The sequence below is a fragment of the Wolbachia endosymbiont (group A) of Epagoge grotiana genome, from assembly GCF_947251775.1.
Lineage (GTDB): Bacteria > Pseudomonadota > Alphaproteobacteria > Rickettsiales > Anaplasmataceae > Wolbachia > Wolbachia pipientis.
Map to the genome: position 1 here is coordinate 59145 of NZ_OX366387.1, position 21581 is coordinate 80725.

General features: G+C 35.5%; 21 protein-coding genes and 1 pseudogene. 3 read left to right on the forward strand and 19 right to left on the reverse strand.

Annotated features, from left to right (window positions below; genetic code table 11):
• Nucleotides 1-36: 36 nt before the first annotated feature.
• From OPR50_RS00355 to OPR50_RS00410, 12 genes and pseudogenes are all read right to left on the reverse strand, one after another.
• The gene (locus tag OPR50_RS00355; RefSeq protein ID WP_019236398.1) at nt 37-1041 is read right to left on the reverse strand and encodes a major capsid protein; all 1005 of its coding nucleotides are present in this window, start codon (nt 1039-1041) and stop codon (nt 37-39) included.
• A 25-nt stretch (nt 1042-1066) separates the two neighbouring features.
• Nucleotides 1067-1438: a head decoration protein gene (locus OPR50_RS00360; protein ID WP_265024305.1), complete on the reverse strand. Its 372-nt coding sequence runs from the start codon at nt 1436-1438 to the stop codon at nt 1067-1069.
• Between the two features lie 142 nt (nt 1439-1580).
• Complete coding sequence (locus tag OPR50_RS00365) at nt 1581-2612, reverse strand: S49 family peptidase (protein ID WP_265024089.1); 1032 nt, start codon at nt 2610-2612, stop codon at nt 1581-1583.
• A complete protein-coding gene (locus OPR50_RS00370; RefSeq protein WP_265024090.1) occupies nt 2612-4030 on the reverse strand; it encodes a phage portal protein in 1419 nt (472 codons plus the stop codon). The genes OPR50_RS00365 and OPR50_RS00370 overlap by 1 nt, the downstream gene beginning before the upstream one ends.
• Before the next feature lie 128 nt (nt 4031-4158).
• Nucleotides 4159-4356 carry a type II toxin-antitoxin system RelE family toxin gene (locus tag OPR50_RS00375; RefSeq protein ID WP_237350101.1) on the reverse strand — a complete coding sequence of 66 codons (198 nt, stop codon included), beginning with the start codon at nt 4354-4356 and terminating at the stop codon, nt 4159-4161.
• A 93-nt stretch (nt 4357-4449) separates the two neighbouring features.
• The gene (locus OPR50_RS00380; RefSeq protein WP_143688829.1) at nt 4450-4737 is read right to left on the reverse strand and encodes a hypothetical protein; all 288 of its coding nucleotides are present in this window, start codon (nt 4735-4737) and stop codon (nt 4450-4452) included.
• 39 nt (nt 4738-4776) lie between these two features.
• Entirely contained in the window at nt 4777-5010 is a 234-nt protein-coding gene (locus OPR50_RS00385) for a gpW family head-tail joining protein (protein ID WP_143688830.1), read from the reverse strand.
• 1 nt (nt 5011) lies between these two features.
• On the reverse strand, nt 5012-6841 hold the full coding sequence (locus tag OPR50_RS00390; protein WP_265024306.1) for a phage terminase large subunit family protein: 1830 nt from the start codon (nt 6839-6841) through the stop codon (nt 5012-5014).
• Nucleotides 6838-8322 carry an ankyrin repeat domain-containing protein gene (locus tag OPR50_RS00395; protein ID WP_265023916.1) on the reverse strand — a complete coding sequence of 495 codons (1485 nt, stop codon included), beginning with the start codon at nt 8320-8322 and terminating at the stop codon, nt 6838-6840. The genes OPR50_RS00390 and OPR50_RS00395 overlap by 4 nt, the downstream gene beginning before the upstream one ends.
• 18 nt (nt 8323-8340) lie before the next feature.
• On the reverse strand, nt 8341-8820 hold the full coding sequence (locus tag OPR50_RS00400) for a hypothetical protein (protein ID WP_265023917.1): 480 nt from the start codon (nt 8818-8820) through the stop codon (nt 8341-8343).
• Nucleotides 8821-8827: 7 nt separating this feature from the next.
• Nucleotides 8828-10037 (reverse strand): annotated as a pseudogene (locus OPR50_RS00405) (DNA modification methylase).
• Between the two features lie 113 nt (nt 10038-10150).
• Nucleotides 10151-10606 (reverse strand): crossover junction endodeoxyribonuclease RuvC, encoded by a 456-nt coding sequence (locus tag OPR50_RS00410; protein ID WP_012673199.1) that lies wholly within the window; start codon nt 10604-10606, stop codon nt 10151-10153.
• A 217-nt stretch (nt 10607-10823) separates the two neighbouring features.
• On the opposite strand from OPR50_RS00410, the gene OPR50_RS00415 reads away from it, so the two are divergent.
• Nucleotides 10824-11780, forward strand: a complete 957-nt coding sequence (locus tag OPR50_RS00415; RefSeq protein ID WP_265024091.1) for a hypothetical protein — start codon at nt 10824-10826, stop codon at nt 11778-11780.
• Between the two features lie 48 nt (nt 11781-11828).
• Here the strand turns inward: OPR50_RS00415 and tnpA are convergent, their stop codons facing one another.
• Complete coding sequence (gene tnpA / locus OPR50_RS00420; RefSeq protein ID WP_265023833.1) at nt 11829-12266, reverse strand: IS200/IS605 family transposase; 438 nt, start codon at nt 12264-12266, stop codon at nt 11829-11831.
• Nucleotides 12267-12390: 124 nt separating this feature from the next.
• On the opposite strand from tnpA, the gene OPR50_RS00425 reads away from it, so the two are divergent.
• Together OPR50_RS00425 and OPR50_RS00430 are read left to right on the forward strand one after the other, a co-directional pair.
• On the forward strand, nt 12391-12648 hold the full coding sequence (locus OPR50_RS00425; protein ID WP_265024092.1) for a hypothetical protein: 258 nt from the start codon (nt 12391-12393) through the stop codon (nt 12646-12648).
• Nucleotides 12614-13720: a hypothetical protein gene (locus tag OPR50_RS00430; RefSeq protein ID WP_265024093.1), complete on the forward strand. Its 1107-nt coding sequence runs from the start codon at nt 12614-12616 to the stop codon at nt 13718-13720. Before OPR50_RS00425 ends, OPR50_RS00430 begins: the two co-directional genes overlap by 35 nt.
• 544 nt (nt 13721-14264) lie before the next feature.
• Here OPR50_RS00430 and OPR50_RS00435 read toward each other — a convergent pair.
• The 6 genes from OPR50_RS00435 to OPR50_RS00460 form a co-directional block, all read right to left on the reverse strand.
• Nucleotides 14265-15116 carry a BRO-N domain-containing protein gene (locus tag OPR50_RS00435; protein WP_264686500.1) on the reverse strand — a complete coding sequence of 284 codons (852 nt, stop codon included), beginning with the start codon at nt 15114-15116 and terminating at the stop codon, nt 14265-14267.
• A gap of 925 nt (nt 15117-16041) precedes the next feature.
• Nucleotides 16042-18174 carry an AAA family ATPase gene (locus OPR50_RS00440; RefSeq protein ID WP_265024094.1) on the reverse strand — a complete coding sequence of 711 codons (2133 nt, stop codon included), beginning with the start codon at nt 18172-18174 and terminating at the stop codon, nt 16042-16044.
• Nucleotides 18175-18205: 31 nt separating this feature from the next.
• Nucleotides 18206-19411 carry an AAA family ATPase gene (locus OPR50_RS00445; RefSeq protein WP_265024095.1) on the reverse strand — a complete coding sequence of 402 codons (1206 nt, stop codon included), beginning with the start codon at nt 19409-19411 and terminating at the stop codon, nt 18206-18208.
• Nucleotides 19396-19887, reverse strand: coding sequence for a hypothetical protein (locus OPR50_RS00450; protein WP_264707826.1), 492 nt, complete (start codon nt 19885-19887; stop codon nt 19396-19398). Before OPR50_RS00450 ends, OPR50_RS00445 begins: the two co-directional genes overlap by 16 nt.
• 32 nt (nt 19888-19919) lie before the next feature.
• Nucleotides 19920-20729, reverse strand: coding sequence for a helicase RepA family protein (locus OPR50_RS00455; RefSeq protein ID WP_265024096.1), 810 nt, complete (start codon nt 20727-20729; stop codon nt 19920-19922).
• A gap of 34 nt (nt 20730-20763) precedes the next feature.
• Entirely contained in the window at nt 20764-21576 is an 813-nt protein-coding gene (locus OPR50_RS00460; RefSeq protein ID WP_265024097.1) for an ATP-binding protein, read from the reverse strand.
• Between the last annotated feature and the right edge of the window lie 5 nt (nt 21577-21581).

The window sequence follows — 21581 nt, forward strand, 5'->3', positions numbered from 1 at the left end:
ATTCTTCTGCCTCACACCGCTTTATATTTGCTCTACCTATGCTGCAACGATCTTGACCAAAACGGCCGGGCGGTGGCACATTGGTAGAGGATTTGACTGCGTATGTAAATCGGTCCCTCTATCAAATCTTCTTGGCTCTTGTTTTGCATAGAGTGGCTGTCCGAGAGTATTCACCGTCTCATTAAAGTCTGCTGGTGCAAAATATGTTGTAAACGTGCTTGCTGTTCCTAGTGGAAAACAGTGCCCTGTATCTTTCTCAATAAATCTTCTAACCGTTCCTTCAGGGTCAGTTGCTTGCCCTCTATATTCCTCAAACGTTATGCCACAAAATGTAAACCCTGACCTCATATCATTTCGAAGTGCTGCTCCTTCTTGCCATCTTTCATATGCTTCTTTTACTTTTGCATGAGAAGTTAGTGCATCAAAAAACTCAGGGCTTACCAAGGCATGAATTCCAGTCATATATTCACCACTTAGGTTATCTTCTATATGCCGCAATACTTCCAGACACTTACGTTTTACATCAGTTGTTGCTGTTCCAAGGGCAAAATTTACTACTTTTGGTGTTATTTCAAATTCGTTGTACAGATTTAATAATTCTGACCCATCAGCATCTAAAATTATTCCCTTCAGCGCTCCCATTCGCAAATGCTCTAATGTTATTGCATGTTTGTTTCTCATTAGCTGTAAATGGTCAGTTATTACGTCTGCTAGCGCTTTAAGTTCACTTTCTGATCCAAATGCCCTTATTCCCTGTACTTCCTCTGGTAACACTACATCATCATGTGGAATATGTGGAATCGTAAATGTTCTTACCTTTCTTTTTCCTCTTTTTCCTACTGTTGCTGGTGCTCCTGGAACTTGTGTTGGCAATAGACTTAAAACTCCGTTGTGTTCTTCTATGGTAATATGTCTAAATCTTACTGACCTACTTGGAAACAAGTTTAAATTTTCAACTCGTCCATAATTTATCGGCAATATATTTATCGCATTTGTTAGTGCCGTCATACTAAATGCTGTATTTGTAAATGGATTTTGCATTCTTTTTCCCCCTTATTAATTTAAGTTACACTCCCTTGCGGACAATGATCCCTCGTGCTTCAAGTTGCTTTATTGCTTCAGCTTTCTGTTCTTCAGTGATATTTGCTGGCCACACAACTGCATGATCTGCTAGTATTGCACCACGAGTAATAATTACTGCTTTGGCATTTTCTGTCGCATTTACATCACTTATTATTGCACCTATTGCTGTTTGTGTGCCATCTGTTCCAGCAGGATTAAGTACTCTAATAAAACCATCTTCCGTCTTTTTGGCAACTACTGCACCAAGCTTAAGATTTTGACCTTTAGCTACTGTTATTTGGTCTCTTGAATATAGGTTGGACACTTCATATTTCAGAAGATCGCCTAAATTATTTCCTTCAGTTATACTTATCATGTCTTTTTCTCTCCTTTTTTTATTTTTTTTACCGCCGTGTTTATAACTGCTATACACTGCGGTTATTACCTTATAATTAGCCATTATGGCGCATTTTGGACACTTATTTACCGCAGAGCACTATATATGGCGGTTATAAAATTTAAATGCACCGACTTTTCGCTACCTGTGTCATCAAATCTTCCTGCGAATTCTGTGGTATTGCACTCAGTATCTCTGTCTTCTTCGTTCTCTCTGCAAGTAATTCCATTAAAACCTCCCTTGCTTGCTCAATACTTACGCCCTGCTCAATAAATTCTCCTATCTTTTCTGGCATCTTCGATAAATTACATAAACGTATTAATTCAAGAACTTCAGTACGATACTTGGTTAAATTATCAGTTTCTAGGTCATTTGTAGTTTGTTCATTCATAGTAATACTCCTGTTTTTATTAATAGATGAAAGAATTGTCATTCCGTCTGCAAGGCCTATTTCTACTGCTTTCTCGCCAAAATATAGACCTGCTTCTGTTGATCGAATCTTTTCAATTGAAAGACCTCTGTTTCTTGCTATTAGCTGCACAAACATTTCATATAGTCGGTCTACTTCTTTTTGTAAGCTTTCCAGACTTTCAGACGTCATTGGCTCATGTGGATTTAAATCATTCTTTCTCTTGCCTGCAAAAATAGTTGTGTATTTTATTCCTTGCTTTTCATCAAAACCGCTTTGGTCAATGTGACTTGCAATAACACCTATACTTCCAACACCAGAGGTTCTACTCACAAAAACCTTTTCAGCGCTTGAAGCTATAGCATATGCAGCAGAGTACGCATCATCATTTGCTATCGCTATTATCCTCTTTTTTCCTCTTACACCGTAGATAAAATCAGCTAGATCAAACACTCCATTTACTTCTCCACCTGGACTATCTATGTCAAGTAGAATCGTCTCTATGCTTTTATCTTCTAAAGCACTCTCTATCTCTTCATGAATATTTTCATACGAAGTCATATCTAAAATATGATCAAAAGCTTCTGTTTTTTTTGTCAAAACTCCATAAATACGTATTATTACTATTCCTTTTGGGTTTATATGAAAATGCTTTAAGTTCTTAAAGATAGGTTGTTTGCTATTATATAATGATAATAGTTCAAAGCTTCTTCTCTCTACCATTACTGGTTTATTTATCCACATCACCTTCCTTCCCTTTTATGATTAATGTCAGAATCGAAACAAAGTCCAAAAGAATCAGCTCGCTTTTGATCTTCGGCAATCTCTTGATCAATTTCTTCAACATCGTAACCCAATTCTGAAACAACTTCTGAGCGACTCTTGAAGCCATTTCTTACTGCCATCTGTTGTGCTTGTTGATCTTTCAGTGGATCCACCCAATCAAATCCCTGTGGTATCCATTTTACTTCTTCTTTCGCTGCTTTTGCCACTTTTTCATCTATACGGAGTTCTCCACAAAGTACTGCTAACTCTAGCCATCTACTCCATACTGGTCTACAAAATTGGAATACCATAATGTTATGTTGCAGCATAGCGCATCGACGACGAAACTCTATCAGTCCTGCTCTGATTGATGAATAATTAACACCGGTTAAATCTCCTGTTAGTTGTTCGTATGTTATCCCTGTGCCTATTGCTATTGCCCTGAGTTGCTGTCTCATAAATGCTTCATAGCTTCCTCCTACATCAGATGGCTCTGAAAACTTTATATCCTCACCTGGATCAAGTAGTTGCATAGTACCAGGTTCTAGGCCAGATAGTGCTACTCCTTGCTCATTTGACTCACTTTCACCTAAAATATTTGCTTCAGGATCGAGTCTCGTAATGAATCCCGCAAACATTGCAGCAGTCTTTTTTCGTACTAATTCTGCATCATCATACTGGTCAAGTTCGTAAAGTTTTAAAAGCACGTTAGAAAGCCAAGGTTCCCCTCTAATTTGTCCAGGTCTCAGTGGTTTATAGATATGTAAAACATCGTTTGCTGGCACTCTTACTGACTCTCCAAAGGTATTTTCACCAGGGTGTTCTTTAAATAAGTAATAAGCTTCTCTTTGCCCAAGCTTGTTAAACTCAATCCCGTTTCTTATTACATTACCATTTGCTAAAGTTTGATTGCTCTTATTGTCTAAATGTTCAGACTCAAGTACTTGCAGTTGTAATGGTACAGAAAATCTATCTTCCAGCTTTCTCGTTCTTAAACGTACAAAACATTCTCCACCCTCTATCATACTTCTGCATACTAGAGCTTGTAATCCATAAAAATCACTTATTCCACAGCTATCTGCTTCGTCTGTCCATTTTAGCCATAATTCTTGTACTTTCTTTCGAAATTCTCCATCTTTTGCTTTTGATTGTGGTTTTATTCCTGTTCCAATAGAGTTACTTACTATTGTATCAATTATATTTGCAGCGTAAGGATTTTTTCTCACCATATCACGTGATCTACTACGTAAAGTTTCAAGGCTTTGAGACAGCAAATTGTTTATACTTCCTAACTCTGGTTGAAAGTGAAAAAATCTTCTTCCTGAGCCTGCTGCATCCCACGCTGAGCTTTTGATTTTTGGCTTACTAAATAGTTGTTTGAACGATTTTAATAGCATTTTGCCTCTTTGATTATGCAGCAGTTTGTTGCGCAATTTGACATTAAAAAATTACAGCAAGCTGCTGGAGAGTCTGGCTGTTAACACTTTATAAATTATGCATGAGGCTCTTGCACAAATACCAACGCTTATTCTGGGCTGCGTTCATAAATGTCCTTCCGATGTCCCATTGCAGTAATAGTTACTGTGTGTTTTGAGTAATTTATCCTATAAATTACACGATAATCACTTACTCGTATCCTAAAATACCCTTTGAATTCATGCGATAATGCTTTACCTATTGCTTTAGGGTTGGTTGCAAGACGACTATCTACAGCTCTTCTCACTCTAGATCTTATCGTTGGTGGTAATGCAAGAAAGTCTTCCTCAAGAACTTTTTTTGAATAGATAATATCGTATCTCAGCTTGTATCTCCACCTTTAGACTGTTTTTGCAGATAATATTCTATTCCAATCTACATCCTCACTTCTAATTTCTTCATCACCTCTAGCATCACGCTCAAGAGAAAGCTTAGCCAACTTTATATCTACTTCATCTATTTCATCATCTTCTTCAGATAATTTACTTGCTTCAATTTCTTCTTCCACTAGGTCCTTTACAACCTCTTCTATAGTTCTATTTTGAACTTTTGCCATTTCTATAAGGTAGTGAGCAAATTCCCCCTCAAAATTTACATTAACATTAAGCCTTTCTTGACTTTGATCCATATTTTAACTAGAAAATACCAATTTTAAACTATAACATTTTTACACAATTTTGTCAATTCCCTTACTTGTCGCAATCACAATTCTTCTCTTCGGTCTCACACCTGCAACTTTCAGTTCAGCCTTAATACGTTGCCGTAGATTCAGCAGGTCATTTATCTGAACTTCAGCATATCTCACCACATGGTCACCATATGCAATTGATACTACTCGCTCTCCGCTTTGCAGTTTTTTTATCGCTTCTTCGACTTGACTTAAATATTCCTGATTGTACATTTTACTTCTCATTCAACCATTTACTTTGTCTCACTTTTTTAGGCTTTTTACTTTCCATTTTTCCACTCAAACTATTCCACTTACTCTCTGGCCATCTGTCTATTCCCAGTGCTATCGATGCTGCTCTTGCATAAATCCTACAGTCTAATACTTCATTTCTTTCTCTTACCTTTTGCCACTCTTGTTTGGTGTATCCTTTTACTACCTTGCTGACTAATTGCTCTGCCGTTAGCTGCTTAAAATATTCAGGTGCATACTCCGGAAAATGACAATATCCATGTAGAGCTTTTCCCTCTTCTTCTTTCAAAATATTAAGTAATTGAAAAAGCTCTGACTTTAATATCGATACTCCCACTGGCCAGAGCTTTATTCCTCTCTTTAGCTTTTGACCACCAACTGTTATATCTACTCTACTTGGGCTGCTCAGTGGCACTAGGGCTTTATTTACACCTTTGACTGCCATTACTCTTCCAGATCCTTGATGACCTCTTACCCAGTTGTATACTTCTTGCGTTGCATATCCAGCATCTACCGCCATCATGCTTATCATATATTCAAGCCCATTTTCACCGATAAAATGATGACTCAGAAGCTCCGAAAGCTTTCCCCATACTTCTCTACTTCCAGTATCTCCTTCAAATACTCGGTAGTCTATTGACCAACTTTCACGGCTTTTTCCCCATGCTACAACTTCTACTTCTAAACGATCTTTTTGGACATCAACACCTGCTGTGAGAACTACTTCGCCTTTTGGTACTGTGCCAATCTGAAAAAATTCTCTCCTGTTAAATAATTGCTTCCAATCAGGTACTTCTCCTTTATCTACCCAAGTTTCTCCAAGCGTAGTATTTATCCAAACTTTCAGTAATTGTTCACTTTCCTTTGCATGCAGAAAATCCTCTACTGCTTGTTGCCAACTATACCACCCAACTGGGCTATAAAGACTTGAAAGATGAAATCCTTTTTTCTCCCCTTCTTTTGCCCCTGTAGCTCTCCATTCTCCACGGTCTAGCATCTCTGTCTTTTGATGATTTTCTATCTTTTCACCACATTCTATACACATATAGTGTGCTGTATTTGGATTTTTATCTTCCCATTTTATTTGTGACCACTTTAAAATTTGGTAATAATTACAATGCGGACATGGTACAAAAAAATATCTCTTGTCTGTAGCTTCAAATTCCTTCTCAATTCTGCTTATTCCATGAATCGTTGGCGTTGATACTAAAAAAATCTTTCGCCGTGCAAATGTATTAGTACGGGCTATGCTGAGTAAAACTGGATCTCCTTCACCTCCCGAATCTCCTGGATAGGCATCTATTTCATCAAGAAAGAGGTATTTTACTGGCATAGATCTTAGTCCTACACTGCTATTTGCTCCGGTTATTACTACTATTCCACCTGGAAATTCCTTACTTTGTACAGTATTCCCTGAATCTCTTGATCTTGGGTCTTTTACTTTACTTTTTAAACATGGTGTACTTTCAATCAGTGGCGCAAATCTTCCTTTTGACCAACGTTTTCCCATTTCAACTGTTGGCTGTACTACTAGCATTGGACCTGGTGTTTGATCTATGATATAGCCAATCCAATTATTTCCTGCTTCTGTTCCTCCAATCTGCGCTCCTTTCATGAATACTATTTTTTCAGCCGGTGAAGAAGGAGAAAGTGAATCCATTATTTCTTTTAAATAAGGAGTTCTTTCTGTTCTCCATTTCCCTGGCTCTGATGCTGCAGTTGGTGCTAGAACTCGATACTCATTTGCCCACTCTGATACTTTAAGCTCTGGATCTGGTCTTAAACCTTCAGAAAAAGCTCTAGCGTATATCATTGTCTGCATCTACTCATAATTGACTCTATCTCAACATCATTAACAGTAGAACTACACTCTTCCAGTTCCATAAACATCTTTTTCTGAAATTCCTTTTCTATGTATCTTTTGCTCATCTCACTTATCATTATTGCTATAATAAGCGCAAGTATTCCTGTTGTTGTTGCAAAAATGATTGTACTGCTTATTGTTGTTGCTGTTAAACCTATATATGCTGCCATTGCTACTGCGCTAACTGTAATACAGATGCAGATAATATTATTATGTTTTTTCATCCTTTTATCTGCTATTTCTCTCTGTGCTATATATTTATTATGAAGGGTTGGAAAATTAACAACGGTATCTCTGCAGAGTAACGCTCCATTTTTTTCAGTAAATAAAACTTTAAGTAACTCTAAATTATTTGACTTGATTGCTAAGTGCAAAACAGGTGTATAGTTTGCTCCTTTTTTCAGTAGTAATTTTACTACATGTAAATGTCCTTTTTCTGCAGCAAGGTAAATAGGTGATAAACCTTTATTATTTACAATATCAATATCAATTTCTTCCTTTAAGATTGCATCTACAATCTCAATTTCTCCTCTTTGTGCAGCTAAATGGAGTAGACTATTCTTTTCAGAACCATACTTATTGCTCATCAAAGTCTTCTTTATCTCAGGTTTAGCGTAATCAAATGGTGTTTTACCGCTATCGTCTTTTACCAGAGGGTCTATATCTTCTCGCGTTAGTAAAACTTCTATTGTTTTTAGTCTTTCAGCATAATGTAGTGGTGTTTTATTTTCGTAGTCTTGCAAATTTACTTGAGCATTAGGCTCCTTTATTAAGGATTTGAGGATATCAAGACATAAGTCTCTTTCATCGTAATTAGTATTACTTACAGCTATATGAACAGGTGATAATTTCATCGAGTTTTGTCCTACACGTGCGCTATTTACATCTGCTCCTAGCTTTAGCAGTAACTTTACTATCTCCAACTTTTTGTTATTAACTGCATAGTGCATCGGTGTCTGATTTCGTGCATCAAAAACCTCGATTTCAGCTTTTCCTTCTCTTATCAAAATCTTTACAACTTCTGCATGTCCTATTCCTGCTGCTAGATGTAATGGCGTATGATGCAAAGCATTTCGTACATTAACGTCAATACCTTTTCCTATCAAATATCTAACTGCATTAACTTCACCTATCATTGCAGCTAAATGAAGTAAGCTATCTTGTTCTGACCCGTACTTGTTATTAATTAGCGCTTGTAATATTTCTGCTTTTTTCCCTTCTTTGGCGTAATCAAGAGATGTTTTACCATCATTATCTTCTACAAAAGGATTAATGTTCTTTTTCGTGAGTAACAGATCTACCATACTTAATTCATCAAACTCTATAGCGCAATGTAGTGGGGTTTTTCCGTTTGATCCTCTAATGTTTATATCTACCCCTGGTTGATTAATGAGGCACTTTATTAACTCCAAACTTAGGTTATCAGCCATTTTATATTCAAAATCTTTTTACATTTGAAATTTAGTGTTAGATAATTCTTCAAGTGAGTTTGTAATTTCCTCAGTCAATGTTCCATGAATCTTTTCAGTGTCACTCAGTGATGCAAGCAGCGCTGAAACTCTATTTGGAATATTAAGCAAATTATTACGGACAACTCTTGCTACATTAAATGCTTCGCGCTTTACTTCCTCTACTGCTACAAGTTCACCAATCTCAGCTTTTGCCTTTGCCTCAAGCAGTTTACCTCGTTCCATTTCATTTTTTATTCTAGTTTTTAGCAACATCGTGGAAAGGTTACTTGTATTTTCTGGATTTTTCCTCCTCAGTGGCTGACTTGGATCTCTTATTGCCGCTACTGCTTCATTTGCTTGTTCTCGGTCGATCAAACCATCCTCCAACTTAACTATTCCTTTTTTTACTAAATAACAGACATATTGCTTTGAAAATCCTTGTTCTTTTGCCCATTCTGTTTGCGTTATCTTTTCCACTTTTTTCTTACTGTTTTTCTTCTTGAATTTGTGAAAAGGTTTTACCAGTACCGGCTAAAATTGCCTCCCTACCTGTGTATACTTGCCAACGTTTTATCGTTACATCTACAAATTTTGAATCTAGCTCTATTGTTCTGCAAATTCTTCCTGTTCTCTCACATGCAATCAGTGTGCTGCCAGAACCGCTAAATGGATCAAGTACTATGTCTCCTGATCTGCTGCTGTTTACTATTGCTCTCTCCATTAGCTCTACTGGCTTCATCGTTGGATGTAATGAGTTATGTGTTGGCTTATCATAAAACCACAGATCACTTTGATTTCTACCTCCATGCCACTCACGTTTATTGCCGCTTTTCCATCCATAGAGCATTGCTTCGTATTGTCTTTGATAATCAGACCTGCCTAGCGTAAAATGATTCTTTGCCCAAATGATAAATGTTGACCATTTTCCTCCTGCCTCCTCAAATACTTTTTGCAACGTTGAAAACTCTGATGATGATATGCAGATGTAAATTGCACCTTTCGTATATGCTAAAATGTGGGAACAGATATCGTAGAGAAAAAGTTCGTACTTTTCACCTTGATTATCGTTTAATATTTTTTTATCTTGGCTACCACCATAATCAACGTTATATGGAGGATCACAAACAGTAATGTCTGCCATTTTATCATCTAACAGCGCTTTATATGATTCAACTACAGAGCTATCACCACAATAGATTCGATGATCACCTAAAATCCAAAGATCACCTGGTTTTGTTATTTTTACCCTTTTTTCATCACCAACCAAGTCAGAAAAATCTTCTTTTTCACTATCTAAATCATCAAGGAAATGTTGAACTTTTTCTAATTCAAATCCTGTCATTTTAAGGTCAAACTGCAAATCTTCTAATTCTTGAATTTCCACCTTCAAAAGATCATCGTCCCACTTCGCCCAGTTAGCTGATTGATTTGCCAGTAACCGAAAATTTAGTTTGTGGTTCATTTAAATTATCACTTAAGACCACTGGAATACTCTCCATACCAAGTTTTCTTGCTGCTTTAAGTCTTAAATGACCATCAACCACAGTTCCATCGCTTTTTGCAACTATTGGTATACGAAAGCCAAATTCCCTGATTGAAGCACACATTCTATTTACTACATCATCATTTTTACGAGGATTACGCTTATATTCGACGAGGTTTTCAACAGGATAGTAGTGGATTGCTAAATTCATATAATTTAAATCCTTAATAATTAAAAAGTTAATATTCAAAATATCTCTGACGCTAAAGAAGGCCTGGGGTTGAACCCACCAAATCCGCCATTCTGGCTGAAAGGACCCACTTTTTATGGATTTTTCGTCTTATTAATATCTTTACTAATATAGAACATTAATGCCAAAGCATCGGCCTCATTATCATCTCTAGGTGAAAAACTTTTTTCACGTATCGCTTCAATAACTTCACTCTTACTTGCATTGCCTTTGCCTGCTATAAAGCGTTTTATAGTTTTAACATTAACACCTTGGTAGGGAATATTGTTCTCTTCACACCAAGCAGACAGCACTGCAAGAAACCCACCGTAGCAATGGGCTGCATCAGTTCCTAAATGTCTTCTCACCTCCTCAAAGTACACTGCAGAAATGTCTTTCAAAGAATTGAGCCAATTGCAAAAGTTTAAGAAACACATTCCACCTCCGCTGAAACGACTACCATGAAAGCTTTTGCTCCCACTTTCAATTATTCCATCTGTTAGAATTGCCCAGCCTGTTTGTTTGCCGAGATCTAGTGTTAGGATTGACATTTATATTCAGAATTTGTTTCGCTAGAGTGCTATATAATATATATTCAGGATTTGAAAAATTTTTGTCCAAAAAATCTTCTTCTTAAGCAAACTTTTTAGAAAAAACTTGGTTAAAAATCAGTAAACAGCCCTTGCATAATTATTGGTCAAGACTTTCAGATTTCTATCTTAACTATTTAAATAGTCTATTATGTTATCATGGTGTGGTTAGTTTCTTATGAACATTTATCCAAATCGTAAATTTTGGGAAGATGATTTAGAAGTCCCTGTTAACCATTTGCTTGACCGTTTTCACAATACAAAAATACGTCAGTCTTGGATAGATTCACTTTCTGGTAAGCAATTAAATATTATTTTTCAAAACTCCTTTAAAGATAAATTAAATGCTCAACTCTTTGATGATGAAAGTTACGATAATACATCTGTACAATACAAACGTAAAGTGATTGCTAATTATTCCGATTCTCTCGTTACTTACTACTTGATTACCTGTTTTGACCGTGCAAAACTAGAAGTTACTGTCAGTGAAATTGCAAGATCTGCATTAACTACAGAACTCATGAAATCCTACCTTGTAAAAAATAATAATAAATATGATAAGAAGTCTTTGCTGTTTCTACTGTTTCATGCAGATTACAATCTTTTAAAGTCTGTCTATCACTTTGAAAAAATACAAAGAAAGAGTTTCATGTCTTTTGCCTTACAAAAAATACCAAGACGACCAAGTACTCCATTTAAGGACTTTATCTCAGAGGAAATCATACAACAAATACTGAAAGAAGATAACATTAAGAGAAATGACAGTTTCGAGAATCAACTACAAGGTTTCTTCTATCATCAGAATCGTTTATATGTGTTAATACGAAAAGCTAGCGATATAGATTTGTTGTTAAATTCAAACAAAGTTATTCATGGCCATAAGGCAGAGTGGATGATTTTGGATTTTCTACTAAATGGCACTCAGGTAGATCTTGGTGCTAGAAATATTGATCAAGCTATAGAAATAGCAAATAGCATTGCAAGTTGTTACTTTGGTTGCGAATGTATTTTTGTAGATGTGCAGGATAAAAACTTTGCGGAACAGGTGCATAAATTTATAGAAACTTGTATTAATGAATCTGATTCAAATATTCGTGTTTTTGAGTTAAAGTTTCACTCAACCACTATCGGCTGAGAGCCGAAAGGTTGGATATAGCGCTGGAAGCGCGGTGAGAAGCTAAAGCTACTCCAATCTTATACTAGATATAGAATGAGGCTGATGTGCATCTGTATGTTTATTGATGTACTCATTAATGACTTCATCTGTGATATGTCCGCTGGTAGCACTAAAGTATCCTCTTCCCCAAAAACGCTTTCCCCAGTACATTTTATTTAGCTCTGAAAATTCTTGTTGAACTTTGCGTGAAGACCTGCCTTTGGCTCTTTGAACAAAATCACTCACAGCTATATGAGGAGGTATTACTACGAATAAATGTAAATGATCTGATGATATTACTCCGTTTTCTATCTTAATCCCCATTTCTTCAGATACTTCTGCTATGATTGTTCGTATTCTCTCCTTCATAGCCTTAGTTAATACTCTGTACCGATATTTTGTAATCCAGACTATATGGTACCTATGATAAAATACAGTGTGTTTTCCTTTGTCATATTCCGTCATAACTATACTTTATAAAGTACAGTTATGACATTGACAAACTAAAGTTTCTCCACCTAGAAGGTGGAGGCTTGTACCATCTTATGGAAAGTCAAATCGTTTCAATTACAGCTATACTAATATTACTTTGACTGTTGCTCCATATGATCCTATTGCACCGGAATTGCATGTTTTAAAGCCATTTGTAGGAGACATAGTGCCATTGATAGAGTCGATTAAAGTAATATTTCAAGGCAAAAAGATAGGCTTATTTTTCAAGCGAAGTGATGAGTATATAGCAATTTACTACTCTGAACATCCTCTGAATAAAAGGGAAAGAGAGGATTTTAAAGCATACATAAAACAATTTTATGGTCTTACAATCTTGCCAAGAGCAAATCTCTGATCTTCTTAATTCTGGCAGCTCTTGGGTTAACCCAAATCAAAATTACATCAAAGCAGCAAGGTATTTGTCAGATCTTGAATTAATTAAGATGCAAGAGAGGTCTTACATTATCTGCTCTCGTAGACAAGATAAATTAGATTGGCCAAATATAGTTGATCCATACTGTAACAATGAGATTTTCATTGATGAGGACTTTAACGAAGCATGCGATAATATAATTTGTGAAAATTGCAACCGTGATATTTTACCTAATACCTACAAGAAGCAAAGATTTCACCGCTTATCTGCATATTTAAACCCAGAGAAATTTATGAATTGGTTTGAAGGTCAGCTAAGTGATACAAATTTTATGTGGCAAAAAGTGGAAAGTGGAGTTTATCATGTTGGTGGACAAGGTAAGATTGTAAGTTTAATCATACTTGATTTTTGCACCAATCCAACATTCTTAACGATAGATAAGTTTAAAGCTAATCCAACTGTATTAATAATACTGAGAAAAAATCCATCAAACATACCTCTTGATTTGCCCACAGTAAAAATGGTTGACCTTTTCTTTCAGCATAAGACGTTAATTGAAGTATTCCAAGAAGCAGCACAAAGAGGAGTACTAGAGTTCATACCAAATACTTCAATGCAAATCTTACATACTGCACTTAATCTAATTGAACCTCCTAAAGAGAAGGAATTATTAAAGTTGCAATTGATAGAGGGCTCGCTTTACGTAAACAATATAGAGATTCTAAATAAGAAAGCTGTAGCATGTATGAAAGTTTTGCGCGTATTATTTGAACAATTTTTGAATGATTGTAAAAAAGAATTACCTCCTGAAAAACACATGTTGCTTCGCATAACTGAAATAGAAAAGCGCCTAAATCTTGATCCAGAAGCAGATCCAGAACATTACATTAGAAAACCAATAAACACAATTCAAAGAACAATAAAAACTACATTAGCCAAAAAGTTAGGACTAAACATCGAACGTAATGATGTGATTCAAACAGTTGGTTGGCCTGGATCATCGCGTAGAGATTATGGTTACCGTATTAACCCTTTTACTGTGGTAGTTCGTTAACTGTGTTGACGAGAAGTAAAAGTAGTATATTTTACCCTAAAGTCACATCTAGCTTTAAAATACAGTTTTTGTCTTATTTAAAAAAATATAAATTCTCAATTACGTAACTCACCAAAAACCTATCTCGTTTCTTTTGCTTTCTTCAATCTTTTCTACTCTGTTCGTTTGCCGGCTTTTGTGTTTGAAGCACATCTACACTCAATGCCCTTCTATAATATATATACCGGATTTCTCACTACTTTTTCCGGGATTTTCTGAAAAAAAGTTAAAATAATTTGAATGTAGCTCAGAAATTAAAGAGCTTTAAGAACCCGCTAAACGGAACTTCTAGACACCTGAGTTGTTTCCATTTTGGAAAGAACTGTTTACTGGGATTTTAAAGAGGTTACATGGGTTTTTGATAAAGATGCTATCTTCCCCCCCTATCCAAATCACTAATAACGCTATAACAACCCTCTAAAACGCTTTAAAGAACAGTGTTGTAGTAGAATCGGCTAAAATTAGCAGAGAATGTTTTGATTCCTTTCTTCTCACAGTGAAAACCTCAATCTTTAATCTTCTTGAGAAAATTATCCGAAGAAACAACTTTTACACCTCGCGCTTTTTCAAATGCCTCTCTTGCTACACTAGCATTTTTACCACCATCTTTTGCCGCCTCTAAATTCTCATAATAACCCTGTGCATCTTTGATTTTTACTTCATCAATAGTTGCTTGTTCGCCAAGCATGTTGAAAATTAGCTCAATTGGTGTCATATGGTCTCTTAATGGTTGCTTCTTTAGGCCCTTTAGATCTTTATGTTCTTTAGTCCTGATACCAAAAGTTGCCTGAGAGATCACATCTGTCAATATTGCATATTCCTTGCCTTCAAGATGCTTATTATTATGGTCGGATATTTTTCTGTTATCCCATTCTTTTGTGAGTTGATTTCTTACAGATATGGACTGCATTCTTCTCTGTATCCACTCTTTAGAGTATCCTTTTGCAACATAATCAGCATAGGCTCGTTTAAATGCCAGCTCTGGATTTTCATATTCTTGTAATCTTTCATACCCGACTTTTGCAAGCCAACGTTTAAACTGCTCAACCTTTTTGGAAGGAACAGACTGTAAGATACGCAATAACCCCTCAACATTTGTACAATTAGCATTCTGTTTACCACCTTTTGTTTTAATTTCAAGGGGGGTGACAAATTGTCCCCATCCTTCGGAAAGCCCTATATCTCTGCTTTTCATCTTTTTTAGGTAATCAGATGGGTTCTTACTACCTGTGAGAAAAGCTATTACCTCTGTTATTACATACCACCACTCTCCATTGTGTAATACTCTAGTTACATTGTTATTATCAAATGCAGTAGTCTCAATATCCCCTTCTTTTAAAGTTAAAGTGTCAATCATATTGAAAATATGTTTATTCTAAAAATCAAATATAAACTAAGTTGCTTTTTATTACTAATAAATAGTAGAAGTTTTGTCTCCCTTATGTATGATAAAATTGGAGATTTGATCTTTGTCTCCATTTTAAGCGGCAATCAAGTTTTACGAGCTTCTGTTTCTTCTTCTATGGCAGTAGCTAGAGACTTTTTTCCTTGAGCTTCATCTACAATTTGCTGATTTCATTACTGAGAGTTTTGCAATTAATTGCTCAGAGATTTTAAACAAAAGCTGTTCTACTGACATACTTTGCTATACCGAAATTATGAAAACTGTTCACCTTTTTGAAAAGATATTTTACAACGAATAAAAAACGTGATAAGCTAAAGTAAGGTTTTTTTATAAGCAAGTAAAAGTTTAAAGTAAAAAATAATTTAGAGGTGCCTCGTGGTCGAGTTTTAAGCTACTCTACATAAGTAATTTAGGTCTTAGTGTTATATTTGTACCCTGAAGTTGTAGAATGGCTTTAAAACGCAATTACGGGCCATTTGTTTTTTCTGAGCGTTTTCTTTCATTTCTTTTATCAGATAACTTTGAAAGAGAGCTTTACACATATACATAACTTATTATTGTAAGTAAAAGAGAAACGAGCAGAGTAGTATGTTTTAAAGTCATACTACTATATTATTATTATATAATAATAGGAGTTATTCTGAAAATTGAAAACCGTATAAAGTCCTCTATATTCCTAGCTTTTCTCCCTTTTGCTCAGATTGCAGTACCAAAATCTGAAAAATCTCTTAAGTTACTGAAAATATAGCGTTTTTTTAATTATCGCTAAATTCAGATTTTGTAAACTAAGTGAAATCTAATCAAAAATTGGCAAATTCTGAAATCTGAACTGTTTAAATAGTTTATAGTTCTTATAAGTGATTTTACTATTTTGGCTCTAATCGTTGTAAACCCAAACATTTGGATTTTCTACAGGAATAACATCTCCATATTGTGGTGATTTGTAATCAGTTGGTAAAATTTTCTCATAGATCGTAACTTCCTTGTTTAACTGATGATCAAACACTTTGCTTCTTTTTTCCATACCTTCAACACAAAGTATTCCATATTTGGTCCTTGCTCCATTTTTGCCTTCTTTATTGAATTTAATATAACCTTTTGTAGCAAGAACATCAATACGATCACGAATGGAATGATTGCTACCAAGTCCTGCTTTATTTTCGAATAACTTACAAAATGAACTAGTTGTATACACATTTCCTTTCCGTGCTTCTTCGTAAATCAATTGTAAAATATTATCGCACCTACGTGAACGCTCTGCATCTAACTTTTGACCATAGTCTTTGTTTACAAGTCTTTGTGATTCATAATCCGTTGTATGCCAGCAATTATTCACTTTATCAACGTATTTTGATGCAATAGCATGACCATTGCGTAACTCAAATATTAGCTGACGACAGCTTTGTTGTTCATTTGGTCTAAACATTATCATTCCTGTAGTATAAAAACTTCGCAATGAACCAGCTCCACTAAAGCTTTGAAAGGGATCTTCTTCTAATGATTTCTTTTGAATCTTTTTTGTATGATGTACTAAAATAACCCCTGCATCTTGATTAGCCAGCTTTCTCAATTTACCAACCCTTTCTTGTAGAAAGAATAACATAGCATTGTTGTCATTTTCACTACTATTCTCGCCGGCATCAAAAATATTGCGTAGTGGATCTATTGCTATTATATCAACTGCATTCGAGCCAAATGAACTTTCTATTTTATCTAAAATAATCTCTATACTATCATCATTTAGAAGTAACTCCACTTGTGGTGTAATAACTAAGTTATATCCAGCAATTTCAAGAAGTTCTTCATTTAGTTTAATCTGCTGAAGACGTTCACGCATATAGTGATAGCCAATTTCAGTTTGTAAGTAAAAGATTTTCAAAGGTCTTGTGGGCATCATGTTCAAAAATGGAACTCCTCCTGCCATATGTAATAACCAAGAAATAAGAAAATCACTTTTTCCAACCTTAGGTGCACCTGCAAACACCAATAGTCCTCCTGGAGTTAAAATTCTTGGAGCTATTATGTCTTTCGGCATTGGTGATTTATCGTTTAAATACTTTATTACTGGAATTGCTGAAAGTGAAATGCGACGTCCTGCTTTTTGAACTTTCGAGAATTCCTCGGTAGTTGATAGTTTTTTCACATATGGAACTTGAGGAATTGAAGATAAGAATTTTTCAACATTTATACCTTCTTTCACGCAATCAGCAGCGTCCCAACCCTTTGGTTTATCTTTAGGTATTTCCAAAATGCAAAGTTCTTCAACTCCAAGACAAGTAAGTTTCATAGCAGATTTTTCAGCGTATTTCTTACCTGGTTCATCATTATCTGGCCAAATAATAACATGTTTACCTTTGAGTGGTGTCCAATCTGTTTTATTTGGGTCTGCATTTGCTCCAGACATTGCAGTTGTGGCAGTAATACCTTGCTCTATGAGAGCATTTGCACACTTTTCCCCTTCTACAAGAAGAATTTTATCGGACTTCAAAATACCTGGAATATTATAGAGTGGCCTTATCTTCGGTGCACCAAAGTCAGATTTTTTTATATCAAAAGGAAGATATCGCTTTCCATTATTATCATCATAACGATAGACTCTAACAATAGCTTGGCCGTTTTCATCGTAATAATCCCAATATGCAGTTGGACTACTTGAATTCTTGAAATGACCAAGCCACTCAGCTATAGAAGCCATTACTTCAGTAAACTCTGTTCTAGTACTTTTTCTATGCACTTCTGCCCAAAGGTCGATAATGTCACCACCTTCTCCTGTTGCAAAATCATGCCATAGGCCAGCTTCACTGCCACTTAATTCTACTACTAGACTCTTTCCTTTATCACCTTGTACATTGCCTACATAAAACTTATCACCACGAAAAATCCCTCTTGGCAATAGATAAGAAAGGCATGATCTGATATTTAACAGAAGCTGAGCTTTAAGCTGTTCTTTTTCTACTAACGATGCATTTTTTCGTGAAGCTGCAGTATTAAAATTGCAATAGATATCCATAAAATCCTCTGAATATATTTTCAATTTAAAACTAAGCGGTAGCTATAACTTTAGAAGTCTTCCAACATCCATTAACTTTGCGAATGTATTTTGTCATAGGCTTGCTATTTCTAAGTTCATACACCACTTTCAGAGTATTTGTACGTTCGTTTGGTTTAAATATAACGATGCCAGATGTATAAACACTTCTCAAAATGTTTGAGCCGCTTAAAGCTTGAAATGGATTTTTCTCCAATACAGTCGAAGACACTTTTTTGGTACAATGTGTGAGCACTATCCCGGCCATAGGATTAGTTATTGAACGTAATTTCTCCATGTCACTTCTTACAAAAGAGATTATCTCCCTATAATCGAGAAAAGAATCAATAACAATAAGATCTACCGTTTTTGCATCAAGTTTCTCTGTTATTATTGCTCTTACCTCTTCAGAATTTAAAGTTAATGGCATTTTATTGGTAATAAATAAATTTTCTTTCCAAAGATTTTGATCAATTTTAAGCTGAAGTAAGCGTTCTTTCATATCACCATATTCCATCTCGTTTTGCAGATAAAATATTTTTAATGGTCTTGGAGGCTTCATGTTGAGAAACGGCACTCCTGATGCCATATGTGCTAATAAAGAAAGAAGAAAATTACTTTTTCCTATTTTTGGAGTTCCACCTATCACCAAAAGACCGCCTGGAGTTAAAATTCTTGGACCTATTATATCTTTTGGCATTGGTGATTTATCATTTAAGTAATGCCTTGCTGAAAACGATGTAACTTTATGTTCTGTTGTGTTTTCTTTAGTATTTAACCACTTCTTAGCGGAATTTATATCACCTTTAACTAAAGTCCAAAGATCAATAATGTCACCACTAGTCCCTTTGGTAAAATTACGCCAATTCCCAGCTTTTTTACCCACTATTTTAACTGTAATCGTATCCCCGTCACAGTTGCCAACATAAGTCCTCTCTCGATAAAAATTACCGTTTGGAATTAGGTAAGGTACACACTCCTTAATATTATCAATCAATAATCCTTTTATTTCCTTTCTCTGCATAAAACCCCCATACATACTTTTCATACGTTTAGAGCTGAGATTAGCTAGCTCACAAACAGTTTCAAAAGACTCTGAATCAAACCATTTAATTGCTTCTTTCTTTAGCTCTAGATTTTTTCCTGCTGCATCTTTGATAGCTCTCTCAATTACAGCAATCCAGAGCTTCTCTTCGTCGTACTTCAAAATGGCAACCAATCAACTTCAGATTGTTCTGGAGTAATAACCGTAGCAATCTTGTTCTTTTCTCCATACCGATCAGCTTCAATACCAACTTTTGCAGTAAACTCTAACCCGTTAAAATCAGCTATAGAGTTGATTTTTCTAGCAATAACTGCTTTCTCTGAAGTGTCATGTGCATGAATATTTCGTGCTGACTCCAAAATACTTCTAAGCATGGAACGACCAGATTCTCCCCAAGTATCTTCTCCTTCAACTCTTGCTTTGCCACTTTTAATACCAATTACTTGAAAAATCTTACGTTTTGCATATTGACCTTCAGTGACGGTAAATTCAGCGTTTAAATAGATGCTGCCGGTAGCATAGCTTTTAGTGAACCAATTTTCATAACCTCCTGGTTTAATTGCCATTTTTACCTTAACTATTGTACCTTTTGGTATTAAATTACTTTGTAATTTTGCAGTATTAAAATCAGTTAAAAAATCTGATAACATATTGTCTCCTACAAATTAAGTGAAAAAAAGAATCAGTTACTCCATTGGTCTACAACCTTCCAGCGACCATTTATCTTATTGACAAGCTTGCTTGCCACACGTTCACCATTTCGCAACTCAAATACTATTTGACGGACAGTGCTTTCCTCATCATGAGCAAACATCACCATGCCAGTGCTATAAAATCCACGTAAAGATCCAGCACCACTTAGGCCTTGAAATGGATCTTCTTCTAACATTTTTTTGGATAGTTTTTTTGTATGGTGAGTGAGTATTATACCCGAATCTGGATTGATAACATTTCTCAGTCTTTCAAGTGTTTTTTGCAAGAAGAATAACATAGCGCTATTGTCGTTTTCATTGCCATATTCACTTGAGTTAAAAATGTTACGAAGAGGATCGATTGCAATAATATCAGGTTTAAAACGCTCTTTAATAACATTTTTAATTTCATCTATTTCTTCACTGCTGAAAGATAATTGTACTCTTGGTGTAATGATTAAGTTATTGGCAGCTATATTCAAAAGTTCGTTATCCAGTTGAAGTTGTTGCAAACGTTCTTTCATATATTCATATTCAATTTCAGTTTGCAGATAGAAAATTTTCATAGGTTTGCTTGGAGTCATACCCAAAAATGAAACTCCAGCAGCCATGTGGACAAGCCATGAAATTAGAAAATCGCTTTTGCCAATTTTAGGTGGGCCACCCAGTACCAATAGACCTCTTTTAGTTAGAATCCTTGGTGCGATTATATCTTCTGGTATTGGCGATTGATCATCCAAGTATTCTTTTACACTGAAAAAGGGAATTTTTTGAGTAATGGTGAAAAAGTCTTGTAACATATATAACCTCTAAAAGTTAACTTTGAGTAGAAATTTAAGCAGCAGTAGCAAAAGCCTTAGCTTTAATTTTCGTAAGTAATTTTCCCAGATGCGGTTCTTCAACCATATTCAGGCATCCACTTCGATCTTTAGCAGGGTATCCCCAAGAATTAATAGTCTGACAGACAAATGAACGTTTCTCTGTACCATCATCTTTCTTGATTCCAACCATACTAATTACTTCATCAACAATACCTGGAATTTCACTAGCAGTTTTAGCTCCTTCACATTGAGGCAGCCATGTTGAACGATTGCAGTCATCGAGATATTGACCTAACGTGCCAACTATGATGATGTCTTTATCTCTGATATGTTGAAACTGATTGAGCCAAGCCATCATCTCTTGAGCAAGTAACCCATAAGCAGCTCTTTTATCTTCTTTTCCTGATCTATCAGAAAAAGCTTCAGGTTGCATCCTTGCCCATAATAGACATAAACGTGAAGCGACGGTTATACTATCCACAAAGATGCATCGGTATTTAGAAACTTCAGAAAGAAGATCATTGTGCTTGCTACAGACATGCTCATAGTGTTTTTGACTATACGCCTGATCAGATTTTAGTGCAGGGTTCGGACCACCAATTAGGCAGGCAATATCCCGAGCTTGATTCCAAGTACGAACACTAATAGAATCTCCCTGCCAATCTTGAACAGCAAGCAGACCTGCTTCAAAGTCAAGACATAGTGTTGGTTCACTTATAGTCTTTAAGAGGCTGGTTTTACCAATACCGTAAGGACCAAAAATTACTACTTTTATGCCTGTAGTTGTTTTCAATCTTTCATTATTGTTTAAAATTTTAAAAGTCATTTATT

Bases quoted from the DNA above. Each gene is read 5' to 3' on its own strand.
- OPR50_RS00355 (WP_019236398.1), bottom strand. From the start codon at position 1,041: ATGCAAAATCCATTTACAAATACAGCATTTAGTATGACGGCACTAACA.
- OPR50_RS00360 (WP_265024305.1), bottom strand. From the start codon at position 1,438: ATGATAAGTATAACTGAAGGAAATAATTTAGGCGATCTTCTGAAATAT.
- OPR50_RS00365 (WP_265024089.1), bottom strand. From the start codon at position 2,612: ATGTGGATAAATAAACCAGTAATGGTAGAGAGAAGAAGCTTTGAACTA.
- OPR50_RS00370 (WP_265024090.1), bottom strand. From the start codon at position 4,030: ATGCTATTAAAATCGTTCAAACAACTATTTAGTAAGCCAAAAATCAAA.
- OPR50_RS00380 (WP_143688829.1), bottom strand. From the start codon at position 4,737: ATGGATCAAAGTCAAGAAAGGCTTAATGTTAATGTAAATTTTGAGGGG.
- OPR50_RS00385 (WP_143688830.1), bottom strand. From the start codon at position 5,010: ATGTACAATCAGGAATATTTAAGTCAAGTCGAAGAAGCGATAAAAAAA.
- OPR50_RS00390 (WP_265024306.1), bottom strand. From the start codon at position 6,841: ATGATATACGCTAGAGCTTTTTCTGAAGGTTTAAGACCAGATCCAGAG.
- OPR50_RS00395 (WP_265023916.1), bottom strand. From the start codon at position 8,322: ATGGCTGATAACCTAAGTTTGGAGTTAATAAAGTGCCTCATTAATCAA.
- OPR50_RS00410 (WP_012673199.1), bottom strand. From the start codon at position 10,606: ATGTCAATCCTAACACTAGATCTCGGCAAACAAACAGGCTGGGCAATT.
- OPR50_RS00415 (WP_265024091.1), top strand. From the start codon at position 10,824: ATGAACATTTATCCAAATCGTAAATTTTGGGAAGATGATTTAGAAGTC.
- tnpA (WP_265023833.1), bottom strand. From the start codon at position 12,266: ATGACGGAATATGACAAAGGAAAACACACTGTATTTTATCATAGGTAC.
- OPR50_RS00430 (WP_265024093.1), top strand. From the start codon at position 12,614: ATGGTCTTACAATCTTGCCAAGAGCAAATCTCTGATCTTCTTAATTCT.
- OPR50_RS00435 (WP_264686500.1), bottom strand. From the start codon at position 15,116: ATGATTGACACTTTAACTTTAAAAGAAGGGGATATTGAGACTACTGCA.
- OPR50_RS00440 (WP_265024094.1), bottom strand. From the start codon at position 18,174: ATGGATATCTATTGCAATTTTAATACTGCAGCTTCACGAAAAAATGCA.
- OPR50_RS00450 (WP_264707826.1), bottom strand. From the start codon at position 19,887: ATGTTATCAGATTTTTTAACTGATTTTAATACTGCAAAATTACAAAGT.
- OPR50_RS00455 (WP_265024096.1), bottom strand. From the start codon at position 20,729: ATGTTACAAGACTTTTTCACCATTACTCAAAAAATTCCCTTTTTCAGT.
- OPR50_RS00460 (WP_265024097.1), bottom strand. From the start codon at position 21,576: ATGACTTTTAAAATTTTAAACAATAATGAAAGATTGAAAACAACTACA.